Origin of the sequence: Burkholderia sp. BCC1977 (genome assembly GCF_905339595.1) — a bacterium.
Lineage (GTDB): Bacteria > Pseudomonadota > Gammaproteobacteria > Burkholderiales > Burkholderiaceae > Burkholderia.
The window spans coordinates 39,859-56,836 of the sequence record NZ_CAJPGQ010000044.1 but is presented as its reverse complement, the minus strand read 5'-3'; the positions used below and the strand labels follow the sequence as shown (position 1 = coordinate 56,836).

15 protein-coding genes are annotated in these 16,978 nt (G+C 66.5%); 6 read left to right on the top strand and 9 right to left on the bottom strand.

The genetic code is table 11. The annotated features are described in order from the left end of the window. Positions 1 to 8: 8 nt before the first annotated feature. From motA to flhD, 3 genes are all read right to left on the bottom strand, one after another. On the bottom strand, positions 9 to 869 hold the full coding sequence (gene motA, locus U5771_RS28295; RefSeq protein ID WP_124486860.1) for a flagellar motor stator protein MotA: 861 nt from the start codon (positions 867 to 869) through the stop codon (positions 9 to 11). A gap of 178 nt (positions 870 to 1,047) precedes the next feature. Then, positions 1,048 to 1,602: a flagellar transcriptional regulator FlhC gene (gene flhC / locus U5771_RS28290; protein WP_124500307.1), complete on the bottom strand. Its 555-nt coding sequence runs from the start codon at positions 1,600 to 1,602 to the stop codon at positions 1,048 to 1,050. Positions 1,603 to 1,696: 94 nt separating this feature from the next. Then, a complete protein-coding gene (flhD, locus tag U5771_RS28285) occupies positions 1,697 to 2,017 on the bottom strand; it encodes a flagellar transcriptional regulator FlhD (RefSeq protein ID WP_322027029.1) in 321 nt (106 codons plus the stop codon). Positions 2,018 to 2,704: 687 nt separating this feature from the next. On the opposite strand from flhD, the gene U5771_RS28280 reads away from it, so the two are divergent. Next, positions 2,705 to 3,769 (top strand): glycosyltransferase family 4 protein, encoded by a 1,065-nt coding sequence (locus tag U5771_RS28280; RefSeq protein ID WP_322027028.1) that lies wholly within the window; start codon positions 2,705 to 2,707, stop codon positions 3,767 to 3,769. A gap of 108 nt (positions 3,770 to 3,877) precedes the next feature. On the opposite strand, the gene U5771_RS28275 is transcribed toward U5771_RS28280, so the two are convergent. Then, the gene (locus U5771_RS28275) at positions 3,878 to 4,174 is read right to left on the bottom strand and encodes an H-NS histone family protein (protein ID WP_006489320.1); all 297 of its coding nucleotides are present in this window, start codon (positions 4,172 to 4,174) and stop codon (positions 3,878 to 3,880) included. A gap of 299 nt (positions 4,175 to 4,473) precedes the next feature. On the opposite strand from U5771_RS28275, the gene aqpZ reads away from it, so the two are divergent. Continuing rightward, the gene (gene aqpZ / locus U5771_RS28270; protein ID WP_322027027.1) at positions 4,474 to 5,214 is read left to right on the top strand and encodes an aquaporin Z; all 741 of its coding nucleotides are present in this window, start codon (positions 4,474 to 4,476) and stop codon (positions 5,212 to 5,214) included. A gap of 105 nt (positions 5,215 to 5,319) precedes the next feature. Here aqpZ and U5771_RS28265 read toward each other — a convergent pair whose 3' ends face one another. Then, positions 5,320 to 6,153 (bottom strand): Cof-type HAD-IIB family hydrolase, encoded by an 834-nt coding sequence (locus U5771_RS28265; RefSeq protein WP_322027026.1) that lies wholly within the window; start codon positions 6,151 to 6,153, stop codon positions 5,320 to 5,322. A 307-nt stretch (positions 6,154 to 6,460) separates the two neighbouring features. Next, on the bottom strand, positions 6,461 to 7,342 hold the full coding sequence (locus U5771_RS28260) for a BadF/BadG/BcrA/BcrD ATPase family protein (RefSeq protein WP_322027025.1): 882 nt from the start codon (positions 7,340 to 7,342) through the stop codon (positions 6,461 to 6,463). A gap of 141 nt (positions 7,343 to 7,483) precedes the next feature. Here U5771_RS28260 and U5771_RS28255 point away from each other — a divergent pair, with 141 nt between their 5' ends. Continuing rightward, positions 7,484 to 8,089, top strand: a complete 606-nt coding sequence (locus tag U5771_RS28255; protein ID WP_322027024.1) for a DNA-3-methyladenine glycosylase I — start codon at positions 7,484 to 7,486, stop codon at positions 8,087 to 8,089. 395 nt (positions 8,090 to 8,484) lie between these two features. Here the strand turns inward: U5771_RS28255 and rpsU are convergent, their stop codons facing one another. Then, entirely contained in the window at positions 8,485 to 8,697 is a 213-nt protein-coding gene (gene rpsU / locus U5771_RS28250; protein WP_006401410.1) for a 30S ribosomal protein S21, read from the bottom strand. A gap of 546 nt (positions 8,698 to 9,243) precedes the next feature. Between rpsU and U5771_RS28245 the strand changes: the two genes are divergently transcribed. The 3 genes from U5771_RS28245 (at position 9,244) to U5771_RS28235 (ending at position 12,005) form a co-directional block, all read left to right on the top strand. Continuing rightward, positions 9,244 to 10,062: a flagellin domain-containing protein gene (locus U5771_RS28245; protein ID WP_322027043.1), complete on the top strand. Its 819-nt coding sequence runs from the start codon at positions 9,244 to 9,246 to the stop codon at positions 10,060 to 10,062. Positions 10,063 to 10,256: 194 nt separating this feature from the next. Beyond that, positions 10,257 to 11,675 (top strand): flagellar filament capping protein FliD, encoded by a 1,419-nt coding sequence (gene fliD / locus U5771_RS28240; protein ID WP_322027023.1) that lies wholly within the window; start codon positions 10,257 to 10,259, stop codon positions 11,673 to 11,675. A gap of 33 nt (positions 11,676 to 11,708) precedes the next feature. After that, on the top strand, positions 11,709 to 12,005 hold the full coding sequence (locus U5771_RS28235) for a flagellar protein FliT (protein WP_322027022.1): 297 nt from the start codon (positions 11,709 to 11,711) through the stop codon (positions 12,003 to 12,005). Positions 12,006 to 12,224: 219 nt separating this feature from the next. Here U5771_RS28235 and U5771_RS28230 read toward each other — a convergent pair whose 3' ends face one another. Next, positions 12,225 to 14,711 carry a tetratricopeptide repeat protein gene (locus tag U5771_RS28230; protein WP_322027021.1) on the bottom strand — a complete coding sequence of 829 codons (2,487 nt, stop codon included), beginning with the start codon at positions 14,709 to 14,711 and terminating at the stop codon, positions 12,225 to 12,227. Further along, a complete protein-coding gene (locus tag U5771_RS28225; RefSeq protein ID WP_322027020.1) occupies positions 14,708 to 16,906 on the bottom strand; it encodes a tetratricopeptide repeat protein in 2,199 nt (732 codons plus the stop codon). The genes U5771_RS28230 and U5771_RS28225 overlap by 4 nt, the downstream gene beginning before the upstream one ends. Between the last annotated feature and the right edge of the window lie 72 nt (positions 16,907 to 16,978).

Genomic DNA, 16,978 nt, shown 5'->3' with positions numbered 1-16,978 from the left:
GCTCCGCGTCACTTCGCCTTCACGCGGCGCACATGCTCTTCGAGCTCGGTAAACGACGGCCGCTCGGTCGAGAACAGCACCTTGCGGCCGAACTCGACCGCGATCGCCGGCGCATAGCCGTTCAGGCTCGCGAGGATCGTCACCTTGATGCACTGGAACATCTTGGTCGACTCGGCGACGCGCTGCTCCGCGAGGCTCGCGAGCGGCCCGATCAGCCCGTACGACAGCAGGATCCCGAGGAACGTGCCGACCAGCGCCTGCGCGATCATCGCGCCGAGCACCGCGGGCGGCTTGTCGGCCGACGCCATCGTGTGCACGACGCCCATCACGGCCGCGACGATCCCGAATGCCGGCATCGCGTCGCCGACGCGCATCAGCGCGTGCGCGGGGCCTTCGCCTTCGGCGTGGTGCGTTTCGATCTCCTCGTCCATCAGGCTCTCGATCTCGAACGCGTTCATGTTGCCGCCCACCATCAGGCGCAGGTAATCGGTCAGGAATTCGACGATGTGACGATCGGCGAGGATCTTCGGGTATTGCGTGAAGATCGGGCTCTTGTCCGGATCGTCGATGTCGGCCTCGAGCGTCAGCGTGCCTTCCTTGCGCGCCTTCGCGAGCAGGACGTACAGGAGCGCCATCAGTTCCATATAGACGTCCTTGGTGTACTTCGAGCCCTTGAAGAGCGTCGGCAGCACGCGCAGCGTCGCCTTGATGGTCTTCATGCCGTTGCCGAGGATGAACGCGCCGACACCCGCGCCGGCGATCATCAGGATCTCGAGCGGCTGGACCAATGCGCCCAGATGCCCGCCTGCCAGCGCGTAACCGCCGAAGACGGACAACAGCGTCACGAGTGTTCCCACGATAATCAGCACTGCCTGTCCCTCACGAATGACCGGCGGAGAGACCGCCGTTAATCAGGTTTACGGCAGTCGGCAGGAAAACTTTCGCGGCCGCGCCGCGACGGCGCGGCGGTGTTTACCAGCAAGCCCCGGCCGGTTCGCGCGGCGCGCGGCAGCCGTCCGGCTCCCGCTCGGCCCCGCCCGGCGGCGCTCAGGCCGCGGCGGCCGCCAGCTCGGCGCGGGCGGCGGCGGCCTTGCGGGTCTTGCCCGCGCGCGACGGCGGCTGGCACAGGCCGCACACGAAACCTTGATGCGGATCATGCGCATGCGCGACGAAATGGCCGCCGCAGCGCGTGCACGGGGTCATCTGCAGCATCCCCGAGTCGAAGAAGCGCACCAGCGTCCACGCGCGCGTGAGACTCAGCGCGGCCTCGTCGCCGGACAGGTTCACATGCTCCAGATAGAGCCGGTACGCCTTCACGATCGACTGGATCGGCTCGCAGCGGCCGTGATCCTGCATGAACCGGTAGATGTTGTAGAACAGCGACGAGTGGATGTTCGGCTGCCACGTCATGAACCAGTCGGTCGAGAACGGCAGCATCCCCTTCGGCGGCGACGCGCCCTTCAGTTCCTTGTACAGCTTGATCAGGCGGTCGCGCGACAGGCTCGTCTCCGCCTCCAGCAGCTGCAGCCGGGCACCCAGTTCGATCAGTTCGATGGCGAGGGTGATTTCCTTCACCTCGATCACGACGCTTTTGCTTGCCATGGTGAATAACCGTCCGCTTGACGTTGTTCGGATGAGTGGCCAATACGACGCCTGCCGGCGCGGCGCGCCGGGACGAACGCAAGGCGGGGAAGGATCAGCGGACGCTTTCGACCGGCTGGCCGGCCATCAGGATGGCCGAGTGCGCGTGCGTGACGGCATCGCTGCGCCCCTTGTCGGCGAGCGACGACAGCAATGCGTGATCGTCGAAGCGGAAACGGCACAGCATCTGGTTCGACGCGGCGAGCTTCACGGTCTGGGCGAGCGTGAGGTTCGCGAGCACGTCGGCCAGCTCCTGGGAAACTCCCATGCGGAACATGCCCATCGCTTTGTCTTCCCGCAGCAGGCGCTGCGCGAGGAGGAGGTACGACAGGTTGACCTCTTTGATCTCACTGAGCATTTCGCTGGTGGCGCTCATGATTCCCCCGTTAAGAGCTTTTGCTTTGGCCTTTCATTATGAAAACGTTTGCTCGATCGGGCGCCTGCGGACGCGCTGTCGGCACGTTTATAGTCTTACAGGGCGAATTTTGGCCAAACGGCATTTATGCCGGTATCAGCGAAGTGGCGCATGCCACGCCGGATTTGTCTGTAAACCGTGTAGGAATTTTTCCGACAAGGCAGATTGAAAGGGAACAAACGGCGGGGGGAATGGGGCGCGAATGGGGCGCAAATGGGACGCGAATTCGTCGGCGATGCGGTCCCGCATGGGTCGAATCCGGCTGAAGGCCATCCGGCAAGGCTGCCGGAAAGTGAATCGGTAAAAATTATAGTGGTTTTTCACGATAGCGCAACAATAGTTGTGGCCATCTCGCTTTATGATTCCGCACCCTTTTTATCGGGGTTTTCGCGTATTTCATGGTGTAACAAGCCTTAAGTGTTTGAAAAAACACTCGAACCCCTGAAGGCGATATCGATAATGGACTCCAATGGGCAGCGGCAGGAGCCGCGCCGGCCCGCCCCGCAGCTTGCCGCCCGGGGTCCCGCGCATCGCGCCACGGACCCGGCCACGTACCGCAGACAGCGTACGTCGGCGAGTTCCGCAACCCTGCATCGGACCAGCATGCGCACACGAGCGCCCCCTGCTGGTCGACACCGGAGAACGCCCATGCGTATTGCCCAGATCGCGCCGCTTTACGAAGCCGTCCCGCCGAAACTCTACGGCGGCACCGAGCGTGTCGTGTCCTACCTCACCGAGGCGCTCGTCGAGCTCGGCCACGACGTGACGCTGTTCGCCAGCGGCGACTCCGTCACGTCCGCCCGTCTCGAGGCGGCATGGCCGCGCGCACTGCGGCTCGACCCGTCGATTCGCGACTCGATGGCGCCCCATATGCGCCTGATCGAGCAGGTCGCCCGGGTCGCGCACGAATTCGACGTGCTGCACTTCCACCTCGACTACCTGCCGTTCGCGCTGATGTCGCGCCTCGATACGCCTTACGTGACGACGCTGCACGGCCGCCTCGACCTGCCCGAGCTGCAGCCGGTGTTCGACGCATTCCCGGACGCGCCGGTCGTGTCGATCTCGAACAACCAGCGCAAGCCGTTGCCGCAGGCCGCCTGGGCCGGCACCGTGTATCACGGGCTGCCCGACACGCTGCTCACGCCGCAACCGGACGTGAAGCCCGAATATCTCGCGTTCCTCGGCCGGATCTGTCCCGAAAAGCGGGTCGACACCGCGATCCGGATCGCCGCGCAAAGCGGGCTGCCGCTGAAGATCGCCGCGAAGGTCGACAAGGCCGACGCCGACTACTTCAAGGAAGTGATCGAGCCGCTGCTCGGCGAGGCGCATGTCGAATTCATCGGCGAGATCAACGAGGCGCAGAAGCCGGCGTTCCTGTCCGGCGCGAAGGCGCTGCTGTTCCCGATCGACTGGCCGGAGCCGTTCGGCCTCGTGATGATCGAGGCGATGGCCTGCGGCACGCCGGTCGTCGCGTTCAACCGCGGCTCGGTGCCGGAAGTGATCGAGGACGGCGTGACCGGCTTCATCGTCGAGGACGTGCAGGGCGCCGTCGGCGCGCTGCACCGGATCGACAGCCTGTCGCGCGACGCGATCCGCGCACGTTTCGATACGCGCTTCAGCTCGAAAGCGATGGCGCGGCGTTATGTCGAAACTTACGAATCGCTTTGCACGACGGCGAAGCAGCCGACCTTGCGTCGAGTCGCGGGCGCCTGACGCCGAAATTCGTCAGGAAATATTCCGGAAAATCCGCGCCGAAATCGGCGCGCAAAACTCAAAGGCGCCAAAGAGCCGCAGTCGATGCGGCTCTTTCTTTTTGCGCGCTCATTCGATCAGGAAACGATCGCGGTTCTTCCCGACGATCCAATTCGGCGGCTTGCCGCGCCCGCTCCAGGTTGCACCCGACTTCGGATCGCGATATTTCGGGGGCAGCGGCGCCTTTTTCGGCGGACGGCCGCGCCGCGCTCGCTCCGCGAAGCCCAGGTCCTGGGCCGTCAGGCCATATTCGGCAATCATTCGCTGGACGTCGGCGATCACCGCCGCCACTTCCTGGCGACGCACGTCATCCGCCTGGGCCTGCAGATCGGCGATCTGCGCCTTGAGTTTCGCGTATTGAGACATTTTTCGACTCCCTTTTTCCATGATGCGGCTCCGGCGAGTCCGGCCGGGACGCCAACACCCGTTACGTCATCCGCACTGCCGCCCTGCCCTTCGAAATTAATACTGTCATCTTTAACCGAATCGGCTATATCGAGAATGCGGACTTATTCTAATAAAAGCCATTCGTCAGCCATTCAAATTTAACAATCGTTGACCCTCTCCAACCCGATTCATTTCCTATAATCCAGACCAATTCGGGGCGACGGAGTAAATCATCCGGTCGTCCGTATGTCTTCAACCCACTTGAACAAGGTCCTTACATGAATCTTTCTCAGCGTCTGGCTGCAGAGGTATTCGGCACGTTCTGGCTGGTGCTCGGCGGGTGCGGAAGCGCCGTGCTGGCCGCCGCCTTTCCGGGCCTCGGCATCGGCTTTGCCGGCGTCGCACTCGCATTCGGCCTGACCGTGCTGACGATGGCATTCGCGATCGGCCATATTTCGGGTTGCCACTTGAATCCGGCGGTAAGCGTGGGCCTGACGGTCGCCGGCCGCTTCCCGGCACGCGACCTCGTGCCGTACATCGTTGCGCAGGTGGTCGGCGCGACGCTCGGGGCGTTCGTGCTGTACCTGATCGCGACCGGCAAGCCGGGCTTCGACGTCGTCGGCAGCGGCTTTGCGACGAACGGCTTCGGCGAGCGCTCGCCCGGCCACTACTCGCTCGGCGCGGCGTTCATCTGCGAAGTCGTGATGACGGGCTTCTTCCTGTTCGTGATTCTCGGCGCCACCGACAAGCGTGCGCCGGCCGGCTTCGCGCCGATCGCGATCGGCCTGTGCCTGACGTTGATCCACCTGATCTCGATCCCGGTCACCAACACGTCGGTGAACCCGGCCCGCTCGACCGGCCCCGCGCTGTTCGTGGGCGGCGAGGCGATCGGCCAGCTGTGGCTGTTCTGGGTCGCGCCGATCATCGGCGCGGCAATCGCGGGGGTCATCTACCCGCTGATCGCGGGGCGCGACGATGCCGTCGGCCTGCTGCCCGCATCCGCTCGCACAAGCGAATAAAACACTACGGGGTCACGCGAGCAGAGCAGCGAGCCTCACGCTGTCGAACAACATCGAGGCAGGTAATTTGAACGGGCGCCGCTGGCGCCCGTTTTTCATTTCCGCTCAGGAAGCGGCGACGCCGTCGAGGGTATCCTCGAGCGCGAACAGCGTGCGCAGGTGGCGGGCGACGCCCGCGTCGAAGTTGTTGCCGATCCGCGGGATGTGCGGCAGGTGCGCGATCAGGTCGGGGTTCGCGTTGTTCATCATGAACGCGTGACCGGCCGTTTCGAGCAGGTCGATGTCGTTCATGTTGTCGCCGAACGCGATGCAGTGGCCGGTGTCGACGCCGAGCCGCGCGAGCACCGCACGCAGCGCGCGGCCCTTCGACACGTTGGCGGTCATCACTTCGAGGCAGTCGGGCAGCGAGTACGTGACGTACAGCGCATCGCCGAACCGCACGCGCATCTGCTCGGCGACCACCGCCAGATCGGCCGGCTCGCCGATGTACAGCACCTTCGCGATATCGGCGCCGTCATGCGCGGCCATGTCGATCACGTCGTACCGGAAGCCTGAATCCTGGTGGAATTCGAGCAGGTGCGGCGCGTCGCGGTCGATCAGCCAGCCGCGGTCGGTGAACAGGTTGACGATCACGCGCCCGTGCGCACCGGTCACGCCCGGCTGCACGAGGCCGCGGACGATCGCGGGATCGATGTCCTGCGCATGGATCGCCGTGTCGTCCGGCGCATGCACGCGCGCGCCGTTCGACGTGATCAGGTACGGCCGAATGCCCAGCACGTCGCGGATGCCCGCGACGTCCGCGTAGTGGCGCCCCGTCGCGATCACGAACTGCAGGCCGTCGCGGTCGAGCCGGCGGACGGTCTCGATCGTGTACGGATCGAGCTGGTGGTCACTGTTCAGCAGGGTGCCGTCGAGATCGGTGGCGATGACTTTGTACATGGGGACGGGTGAATGGCGCGCAGGACGCTGCGGAACCGCCATTTTAACGTCGTGCCCGGGGGTGCGCCGGGTGGTTGGGGAATGAGGGGCGGGTTTCAGGCCGTTCGGCCTTCGGCGCGTTGCCGGTTCGACCTGCTCGGTCTGCTCGGTCTGCTCGGTCTGCTCGGTCTGCTCAGTTCGCTCAGTTCGCTCAGTTCGGTTTCCCCGCTCAACCTGCCCGATCCGCTTTACCCGCTTTACCCGCTTTACCCGCTTTACCCGTTCACCCTGCTCAGCCCGCTCACCGCACGCCGCCCGCTGAAACCGCTCACCCCGCTTCAGCCGCCATCAGCGCCTGCAGCGCGAGCCGCAACGCGCCGTGCGCGGAATCGTCGAGCGGCGCGCGCAGCCGCGCCGCATGGCGCGCCGGCACAGCCGGCGCCAACGCGTCGGCCAGCCCGCCGCACAGCGCGACCGGCAGCGCCTGCTGCGGATCGAGCGCGTCGATCATCTTGCCGATCTCGTCGCCGGCCTGCGCGATCAGCGCCGCCGCATAAGGATGGTCGCGGTGCGCGAACACGATCGGCGCGAGGCGCGCGTAGATCGTCTGGTTCGCATCGCACGACCACTGGACGAGCGCGTCGCGATCGTGCGCGCCCGTTTCCGCGAGCAGCGCGCCGGCGAAGGCGTCGCGCGGCACGCGACCGTCGAGCGCCTGCTGCGCGTACGCAAGCGCGCGCACGCCGAGCCACGCGCCGCTCGCCTCGTCGCCGGACGGAAAACCGAAGCCGCCCGCGATACGGCAGTCGCCCGCCGCGTCGAGCGCCGCCGCGATGCTGCCCGTGCCGAGCGCGACGATGAGCCCCGGCGCACCGCCGTGCGCGCCGACGACGGTCGTATAGGCGTCGCTCTCGATCGCGAGCGCGTCGAGCGGCGCCTGCGCACGGAACGCGGCGAGCCACGCGGCATTGTTGACGCCCGCGAGCCCGCAGCCGAGCGCGCACTGCGACCAGTCGAACGCGAGCCCCGCCCGCGTGAATGCGTCGGCACAGGCCGCGCCGATCGATGCCCACGCGCGCTCGATGCCGAGGCCGAGCCCCGACGGGCCGCCGCGCCCCTGCGCGAGCTCGCGCCCGTGCCGGTCGGCGAGTACCGCGCGAGTGCCGGTGCCGCCGCCGTCGATGCCGATCGCAAAAAGGAATGCCGTCATGCGTTGATCCTGCTGATTCGAACAGGCGCCAAGCTTAACCGGATCGGCGCCGCGCGCCCATCTGCCGTTCGGCCAGCTATGCCGCGAATGGACCTTCCGCTATGCTGGCACGATCGAATCGACACTGGAACGAGGCTGGCGATGTCGCAGCGGTGCAACTGGGTAAAGACGGAAGCGGATGCTCACTATCACGATACCGAGTGGGGCGTGCCGTCGCATGACGATCGCCATCTGTTCGAAATGCTGATTCTGGAAGGTGCGCAGGCGGGGCTGTCGTGGTCGACGATCCTGAACAAGCGCGCCGGCTATCGCGAAGCGTTCGCCGACTTCGATGTCGACGCGGTCGCGCGCTTCACGCCGAAGCGCGTCGAGAAGCTGCTCGAGAACCCCGGCATCGTGCGCAATCGCGCGAAGGTGGAATCCGCGGTGACCAATGCACGGGCCGTGCAGCGCATTCGCGAAGATCACGGATCGCTCGCGCAATTCCTGTGGTCGTTCGTCGACCACACGCCGGTCCAGAACGCCTGGCAGTCGTATCGCGACGCGCCCGCGTCGACTGCCCAGTCGGATGCGCTCAGCAAGGCACTGAAGGAATACGGCTGCAAGTTCGTCGGCTCGACGATCTGCTATGCGCTGATGCAGGCAACCGGGATGGTCAACGACCACGAGACCAGTTGCCCGTGTCACGCCAAATGCGCGGCGCTCGGCGGCAAGCAGCAGCCGGCGCGGCACCGCAAAGCGGGTTGACGGCGACGAAACCCGGCCAGCCAGCTAGCCAGATTGCAGCATCGGCGCCCCGGCAGGGCGCCCCGCGCACGGCAAGCTCGAGCGCGGATGGCGATTTCCGCGTGTAGACACCGGCGGCCGAACTCGTTGGCCGCCGCCGGAACCGCCGCACAGACGGACCGCCGCCACCACCGCCGCCACCACCGCCGCAGCCACAGCCACAGCCGCCACTGCCATCGCCATCGCCATCGCCATCGCCACCGCCACCGCCACCGCCGTCCGCCGTCCGCCGTCCACCAACCGATCGACTCCCTTTCCGCCACGATCCACAACCTTTTCCAGCCCAGAAAAGCAAAACGGCGGAGCGGCTTCTTTCGAAGCACACTCCGCCGTTTCGCGGCGAACCGTAGACGCTCTTAGTGGAGCTTCTTCGGCAGCATCTGGCTGCGCAGGCGCTTGTGCAGGCGCTTGACGGCTGCTGCCTTCTTGCGCTTGCGGACTGCGGTCGGCTTTTCGTAGGACTGGCGTTCGCGCAGTTCAGCGATCAGGCCATTTTTTTCGATAGCACGGCGAAAGCGGCGAATCGCCACTTCGAACGGCTCGTTTTCTTTCAGAAGAATCGTCGTCATGTCGTTCCTAAATTGCTTAAACGGTCAAAAACGTAGCGGCCAAGCGCCACGCACCGGCCATCCGGGCGTCCCCACAACAGGCGAAACGAGCGGAAATACGGCCTCGGAGGCCGGAAAAGAGAGGCACAAAGCACCGCGAGTACGCTTCACAAGCCGCGTGCAGCGCCGCGTTTGACTGCCAGCAAGAATGCCGAGTCGGCACAGGCTTGACAGAAAATCTCAATTCAGCCCGCCATCATATCAGGAAATCACAGACAAAACTATCCTTTTGTCGACTCCGGTTCGCCGCCCCGTGCGGCGCGGCGCACACGCCGTCCATCGAGACCATCGCGCAACCCGGCTGAAATCGCTGCCGGCCATACCGGGCGCGGACTCCACGGCATCGGCATGCTTCCGTCCCGAATTTCCTCACACATCCCTCTAAAGTTTTCGCCGGGTGCCGCCGTCAACCAGGAAAGGCGGGCAGCGCCACTCGCGATAAAGCGCAACGCCGAAAACGAACCTGATCCTGTCTGTACTCAGGCATTTTCCAAAACGAGGAAGCAAATGCTGAACATCAACACCAACATCCTTTCGCTGACGACGCAGACGAACCTGTCGGGCTCGCAAAGCGCGCTGTCGCAAGCAATCAACCGCCTGTCGTCGGGCAAGCGCATCAACACCGCCGCTGACGACGCAGCAGGCCTGGCGATCGCGACGTCGCAAACGGCAGCGATCAACGCGCTGACGCAAGGCGTTGCAAACGCGAACAACGGCATCTCGATGATCCAGACCGCCAACGGCGCGCTGCAATCGACGATCGACAACCTGCAGCGTATCCGTACGCTGGCAGTTCAGTCGGGCGACGGCTCGCTGGATTCGAGCGCCCGCGCGAACCTGCAGGCTGAAGTCACGACGCGTATCGGCGAAATCGACCGTGTCGCAAACCAAACGACGTTCAACAGCCAGACCATCCTGGGCGGCGCAAGCACCGTCACATTCCAGATCGGCGCAGCAGCGAACCAGGTCGTCAGCGTCGACTTCGGCACGCAGAAGTGGGACAGCGCGGGCATGACCGTGAACAGCGTGAACGTCAGCACCCAGGCGGGCGCACAGTCGGCGATCACGGCAATCGACGCGGCACTGAAGAACGTCAACACGTTCCAGGCAACGCTGGGCGCAGCTCAGAACACGTTCCAGGCTGCGATCTCGACGACGCAAACCCAGGCAACCAACACGAGCGCTGCTCGCGCGCAGATCACCGACGCGGACTTCGCGACGGAAACGGCGAACCTGAGCAAGGCGCAAGTGCTGCAGCAAGCAGGCATCTCGGTTCTGGCGCAAGCGAACTCGCTGCCGCAGCAAGTCCTGAAGCTCCTCGGCTAATAGAGCAGCACGCGCGGCGGGCCACGCGCCCGCCCGCCTCCGGGCACGGCGGCGTCGCCCTCGGCATTTGCTACGACGCCGCCGCAACCGCCCAGATCAGAATCCACCAGGGAGGCACGCCTCCCTCTTTGCATTGAACCGCGGCGCCCCGCCGCATCGCGCTCGTTGATTGCGCGGACGACCGGAGCAACGGCATGGCCACCACAACCCCCGTCAGCACCACGGACATCAGCACCCTCCTGTCACAGGCCGGACAATCCATCATCAGCGGTGCGACCAATTCGTCGCTCGACGTCAATACGCTCGTAACGACGCTGGTGAACGCGAAGACGGCCGGGCAATTGCAGACGCTGCAGACCCGGCAGACGAACGACAACACGCAACTGTCCGCGATCGGTCAACTGAAGAGCGCGCTGTCCGCGCTGCAGACTGCGCTTACCGGCCTCTCGAACGGCAGCACGCTCAGCAGCCTGGCCGCGACGGCGAGCGGCACCGGTATCGCGACGACGATCGCGAGCGGCAGCGGCGCGGTGGCCGGTTCGTATTCGGTCAATGTCACCCAACTCGCGACTGCCAACAAGCTGTCGTCGGCCGGCGTGAAGTCTACGGACACGATCTCGGCCGGCTCGCTGAGCATCACCTTCGGCAGCAATCCCGCGTTCAACGTCAACGTGGCGGCCGGTGCATCGCTGTCCGACATCGCGTCGTCGATCAATTCCGCATCCGGCAATGCCGGCGTTACCGCGTCGGTCATCACCGGCTCGGACGGCCAGCATCTCGTGATGCAGTCGAACGCCACCGGCGCGGCCAACACGATCTCGATCACGGGCACGGGCGTCAATTCGAAACTGACGTCGGGCTACACGACGGTCATCCCGGCCGCCGATGCGCAGTTGACGATCGACGGTACGCCGGTGTCGAGCGCGTCGAACAACGTCTCGAGCGCACTGACGGGCGTCACCCTGGCGCTGTCGCAAGCCGCCGTCGGCACGACGCAAACCATCACGCTGTCGCAGGACACGGCTGCGGCGACGACCGCGATCAACAATTTCGCGACCGCCTACACCAGCTTCGTGAGCACGGCGAAATCGCTGTCGTCCTACGACTCGACGGCGAAGACCGCCGGCCCGCTGCTCGGCGACGCGATGCTGACCACGATCACGAATACGCTCGCGACGACGCTCAGCAGCGGCGTCACGACGGGCGGCACGACCTATGCGCTCGGGAGCATCGGCATCAACGTGTCGTCCACCGGCACGATGTCGGTCGACACCGCGGCCCTGACCACCGCGCTCAAGTCGAACGGTTCGGCGGTGGCAGCGATTTTCAACCAGACGAACGGCATCGCGCAGACGCTCAACTCGCAGATCAACACGTACACGCAGACGTCCGGCCTGATCGACCAGCGCACCAACGCGATCAACGCCGATCTGACGAGCGTGCAGAGTCAGGCGACGAAACTGCAGAGCTACTCGGACCAGCTGACGACCCAATACACCGCGCAGTTCACCGCGCTGAACTCGCTGATGGCGCAGATGGCGAACAACACGCGGTATCTGACCCAACTGTTCGGCGGCCAGAACAGCGCCGGCGCGATGGCGACCAACAAGTAAGCCGCAACTGCACCGCACCGACCGGACCTGACCATGACGACCGACACGCTGTCCCTCGCCTTCGACCTGACCCGTGCCATGCAGTCGGCGGCCGACGCTCGCGACTGGGTGCGCGTCGCGGTCCTCGCCGATGAACGCTCGCCACTGCTGATGAGCCTGTCCGGCGAGCAGACGTCTGACGCGCTGGACCGGGTGCGGCAGATCATGGCGATCGACGCGTCGATCACGAAGCACGCGCAAGCCGACCATGACCGTCTGGCTGACGAATTTGCGCAGTCCCAGGAGCGCATCAAGGCCGCGCGCCTGTACCAGAAGACGGGCATGCTGTAACCGCCGGGCGTCAAGTCCGCCGTGAGTTTCGAACCAGAAGACGCCGCCAGTCGAGCGGACCGTTGTCGCCGTACCGTCGAGCCGCTTCAATGCGGCTTTTTTTTCGCCGGTGGGTGGGGCGCGAGCCGGATCGCGCCGGCTACGCCCGCTCCGCTCGCTCGACCGCCGCGCCGATCGTCGGTGCAAACGCCGCTTCCGGCCGTGCGCGCCCCCCGCTCGTCACGCGTCCCCGGGCGCTGTCTCCCCGGCCGCGTAGCAGGCCCACATGCCGTGCAGCGCATCCTCGAGGTTGCGCGCGAAGCGCGACGCGTCGCACAGCGGCGACGCCAGCGTGCGCTCGCGCAGGGTGGCGCGCAGCGCCGCCAGCCGGTCGCAGTCGCGCGCGAACGCGACCGCCTTCGCGAGGTACGCCGCTTCGTCGTCCGCGATCCACTCCGACATTCCTGCCGCGTGCAGCATGCTCTCGCAGATGTGCGTGACGAACCTGCTGCCCTTCATCCCGAGCACCGGCACGCCCATCCACAGCGCTTCGGCGGTCGTCGTGCCGCCCGGGTACGGGAACGGGCTCAACGCGATATCGATGCGGTTGTATGCGTCGAAGTATTCCGCGCGCGGCGAGCCACCCTCGAGGATCAGCCGGTCCGCGCGAACGCCATGCCGGGCGAAGCGATCGAGCGTCGCCTGACCGAGGTCGCCGGCGCCAAGCTCATGGGCCTTCAGCAGCAGGCGCGCGTCCGGCAGTGCATGCAGGATGCGCGACCATAGCGCGACAACCTCGTCGCTGATCTTGACCATCTTGCCGAAGCAGCCGAACGTGAAGTTGCCATTGGCCGCCATCGGCAGCGGGCCGACCGCGACGTCGTACGCGGGCGGCGTGAAGCACAGCCAGCTGTCCGGCAGCCGCCACGGCCGTTCGGTGAAGTGATGCGCCTCGCCGGCCGGCAGCGTATGCGGGTCGCCGATGAAATAGTCGACCTCGCGGCAGCCGGTCGTCGCGAAGAAGCCGAGCCAGCTCGCCTGCACCGGCGCGGGCTTGTGCGCGAAGATAGGCAGGCCGCTCCAGTTGGTATGGCCGGCCATGTCGATCAGGATGTCGATGCCGTCGTCGCGAATCACCTCCGCGGACTCCTCGCGTCCCAGGCCGGTCAGCTTCTTCCAGCTCGCGAAATTCGGCTTGAGCCGTGCGGTCACGTCGTCCTCGACGACGAAGGTCACGTACGCATGCGGCTCGATGCGCGACCGGTCGATCCGCGCGAGCACGCTTTCCAGGAAGACGCCGACCGGGTGCTGCCGCAGGTCGCCCGATACGAAGCCGACGCGCAGCGGCCGCCCCTGCGCCTGCGCGACGCGCTGCGCGCGGACGTGCTCGAACGGCTGCGCGTCGCGCGACAGCTGTTCGCCGTAGCGGCGCGCTTCCGCGACCCATTCCTCAGGCTTGAATGCGGGCGAGCTCGACATGTTGAACATCATCCGCGAGTACGCACGATGCAGGTCGTGCGGGATCGCCGCGCGGAACGCGTCCAGGGCGCCGGCGAGATCTCCTTTCGCCCACAGGATGTCGCCGAGCGTCATCTGGAGCCGCAACGGATCGATGCCGAGTTCCCGCGCGATCTCGTAATGCTTCATCGCCTCGTCGAGCTTCTCGAGCCGAAACAGCACGGCGGCGAGGTTGTGATGCGCGTCGGCATCGTCGGGGTTCAGGTCGATCGCATGCCGGTGGCTCAGCTCCGAGGCGGCCAACAGGTTGAGGTTGTGATACGCGAAGCCGAGGAAGTTGTACGCGTCGGCCAGTTCGGGATCGAGCTCGATCGCGCGCCGGCACAGCTGCAGCGTTTTCACATATTCGCCCTGCTGACTGCGCAGCTCGCCGAGCCAGGCCCACGCCTGCGCATGCGCGGGGTCGATCGCGATCGCCCGCTCGAACAGCGCGAGCGCCTCGTCGAAATTGCTCATGCGCTGCAGCAGCCTTGCGAGCACGCAATGCGCGTTCGCGTCGCCCGGATCGAGTCCCTCGCGCGCATGTTCGATCGCGCCCAGCGGATCACCGGCCGCGAGCAGCGTCGCGCTCAGCCCCTGGTGCGCGACGCGGAACCCCGGTTGCAATGCGATGGCGCGGCGATAGGCATCCGCCGCGTCGTCATGTTTCTCCTGCATGCGCAGCGCGTTGCCGAGGTTGTTGTACGCGTCCGCGTACCGCGGATGGTGTTCGATCGCCTTGGCGTAGCTCGCGGCGGCTGCCGCGTGCTCGCCCAGGTCCAGCAGCGCGTTTCCGAGGTTGTTGTACGCCTCCGCGTAACCCGGGCGCAGCTCGATCGCGCGCGTGCAGCTGTGCATCGCGGCCGCCGGCTCGCGCGCGTCGCGCAACGCGTTGCCGAGGTTGTTGTGCGCCTCCGGATAGTCCGGCCGCAGCCCCACGGCCTGCCGGTAGTGCGCGATCGCGTCGTCGAGCCGCCCGCTTTCGCGCAGCATGTTGCCCAGGTTGTTGAAGTACGACGCGTCCGGCCGCTCGACGAGCGAACGCTCCATCAGCGCGATCCCCGCGTCGTATTGCTTGAGCTGGCACGCCAGCAGCCCGAGGAAATGCAGCGCGTCCGGCTGGCCCGGCTGCGCCGTGAGGATCGCGTCGTACAGCGTCTTCGCTTCCGCGAGACGCCCGGCCTGATGATGCGTCAGTGCGGACTGCAGCGTGGCGTGGATATCGTTCATGCTTCCTGTTCCGAGTTCGTATAGCGTTGCCACATGCCGAGGAACGCCGCTTCGAGATGCACCGCGAACCGGCGCGCGTCGCATAGCGGCGACGCGAGCAGCTGCGCGCGCAGCGCGGCGCGCAGCGCCGCCAGCCGGTCGCGGTCGAGCACCGCCGCGACCGCCTTCGCGACGTAGGCGTCCTCGCCGTCCGCGATCCAGTCGCCCATGCCCGCCGCGTGCAGCAGGCTTTCGCAAATGTGCGTGACGAACCGACTCCCCTTCATCCCGAGCACCGGCACGCCCATCCACAGCGCTTCGGCGGTGGTCGTGCCGCCGGGGTACGGGAACGGGCTCAGCGCGACGTCGATGCGGCGGTACGCGGTGAAATAGTCGGCGCGCGGCGTCGCGCCTTCGAATTCGAGCCGAGCCGCGTCAATGCCGTGCCGCGCGAAGCGCGCGGCGGTCGCGTCGCGCATGCTCGCGCGGTCGAGCTCGTGCGCCTTGAGCAGCAGCCGCGCGTCCGGCAGCGCGTGCAGGATGCGCGACCATGCGCGCACAACGTCGTCGCCGATCTTCACGAGCTTGCCGAAGCAGCCGAACGTCGGATGGCCGCCCGTCGCCATCGGCAGCGGGCCGACCGAGACGTCGTACGCCGGCGGCGTGAAGCACAGCCAGCTGTCCGGCAGCCGCCACGGTTTCTCGACGAAGTGATGCGCTTCGGCGTCCGGCAGCGTATGGGCATCGCCGATGAAATAGTCGATCGCGTCGCAGCCGGTCGACGCGAAGAAGCCGAGCCAGCTCGCCTGCACCGGCGCGGGCTTCCAGCCGAACACGGCCAGCCCGCTCGCCTGCGTATGGCCCGCGAGGTCGACGAGGACGTCGATCCCGTCGTCATGAATCATCCGCGCGGCCGCATCCGCGCCCAGCGCGGCGATCGAGCGCCAGCCGCCCGCGTGCGGCTTCAGTCTCGCGGTGATCGCGTCTTCTTCGTCCGAGGTCACGTACACGCGCAGGTCGATGCGCGTGCGGTCGAGGTGCGCGAGCACGCTTTCCAGGAAGATGCCGACCGGGTGCAGGCGCAGGTCGCCGGACACGAAGCCGACACGCAGCGGCCGCCCGCGCGCGCGCGCAGCCCGCTCGCGCGGATCGTGCACGTAGCGCGTGGAACGCGCGGCCAGGTGCCGGCCGTAGCGCCGCGCGGCGGCCAGGTAGTCGGTGGGGCTCATGCACGCGGACGCCGCCGCGCTGAACAGCAGCCGGTTCAGCACCTCTGCCGCATCGTCGTCCGCGTCGTCGCGCAGCAGCGCAAGCGCATCGCGATACGTGCGGACCGCCGCCGCGACGTTGCCCTGCGCGCGCAGGATGTCGCCGAGATTGACGTGCATCAGCGCGGTCGGCGCGCCGGCCTGCAACGCCTGCCGGCAATATGCGAGCGCCTCGTCGAGCCGGTGCAGCTTCAGCAACACGACGGACAGGTTGTGGCAGGCGCCGGCGTCCGCCGGATTCAGCGTGACGGCCAGGCGATAGCTGGCTTGCGCCGCGTCGAGCTGCTCCAGCGCGTGATATGCGTTGCCCGCGCTGTTGTGCGCGTCGCCGAGGTTCGGCGCAAGCCGGATCGCCCCCTGCGCATGCGCGAGCGCTTCGGCGTAGCGCATCTGCCGGCGGCACACGCAGCTGAGGTTCACGTGCGCGATCGCCATCGACGCGTCCAGCTCGATCGCGCGGCCATAGTGCGACGCGGCGCCATCGAGGTCGCCCAGGTCCAGCAGTGCGTTGCCGAGGTTGTTGTGCGCCTCCGCGTAGCCCGGGCGCAGCTCGATCGCGCGCGTGCAGCTGTGCATCGCGGCCGCCGGCTCGCGCGCGTCGCGCAATGCGTTGCCGAGATTGTTGTGCGCCTCCGGATAGTCCGGTCGCAGCCCCACCGCGCGCCGGTAGTGCGCGATCGCGTCGTCGAGCCGCCCGCTTTCGCGCAGCATGTTGCCCAGGTTGTTGAAGTACGACGCGTCCGGCCGCTCGACGAGCGAACGCTCCATCAGCGCGATCCCCGCGTCGTATTGCTTGAGCTGGCACGCCAGCAGCCCGAGGAAATGCAGCGCGTCCGGCTGGCCCGGCTGCGCCGTGAGGATCGCGTCGTACAACGTCTTCGCCTCCGCGAGACGCCCGGCCTGATGATGCGCGAGCGCCGCCTGCAATGCCTGTCCGGTTCCGTCCATCTCGTCTGCCTGCTCAATAGGGATGCGGGTCGCGTCCGAAATCGATCAGGCCGCCGCCGTGCTCGATCGTCA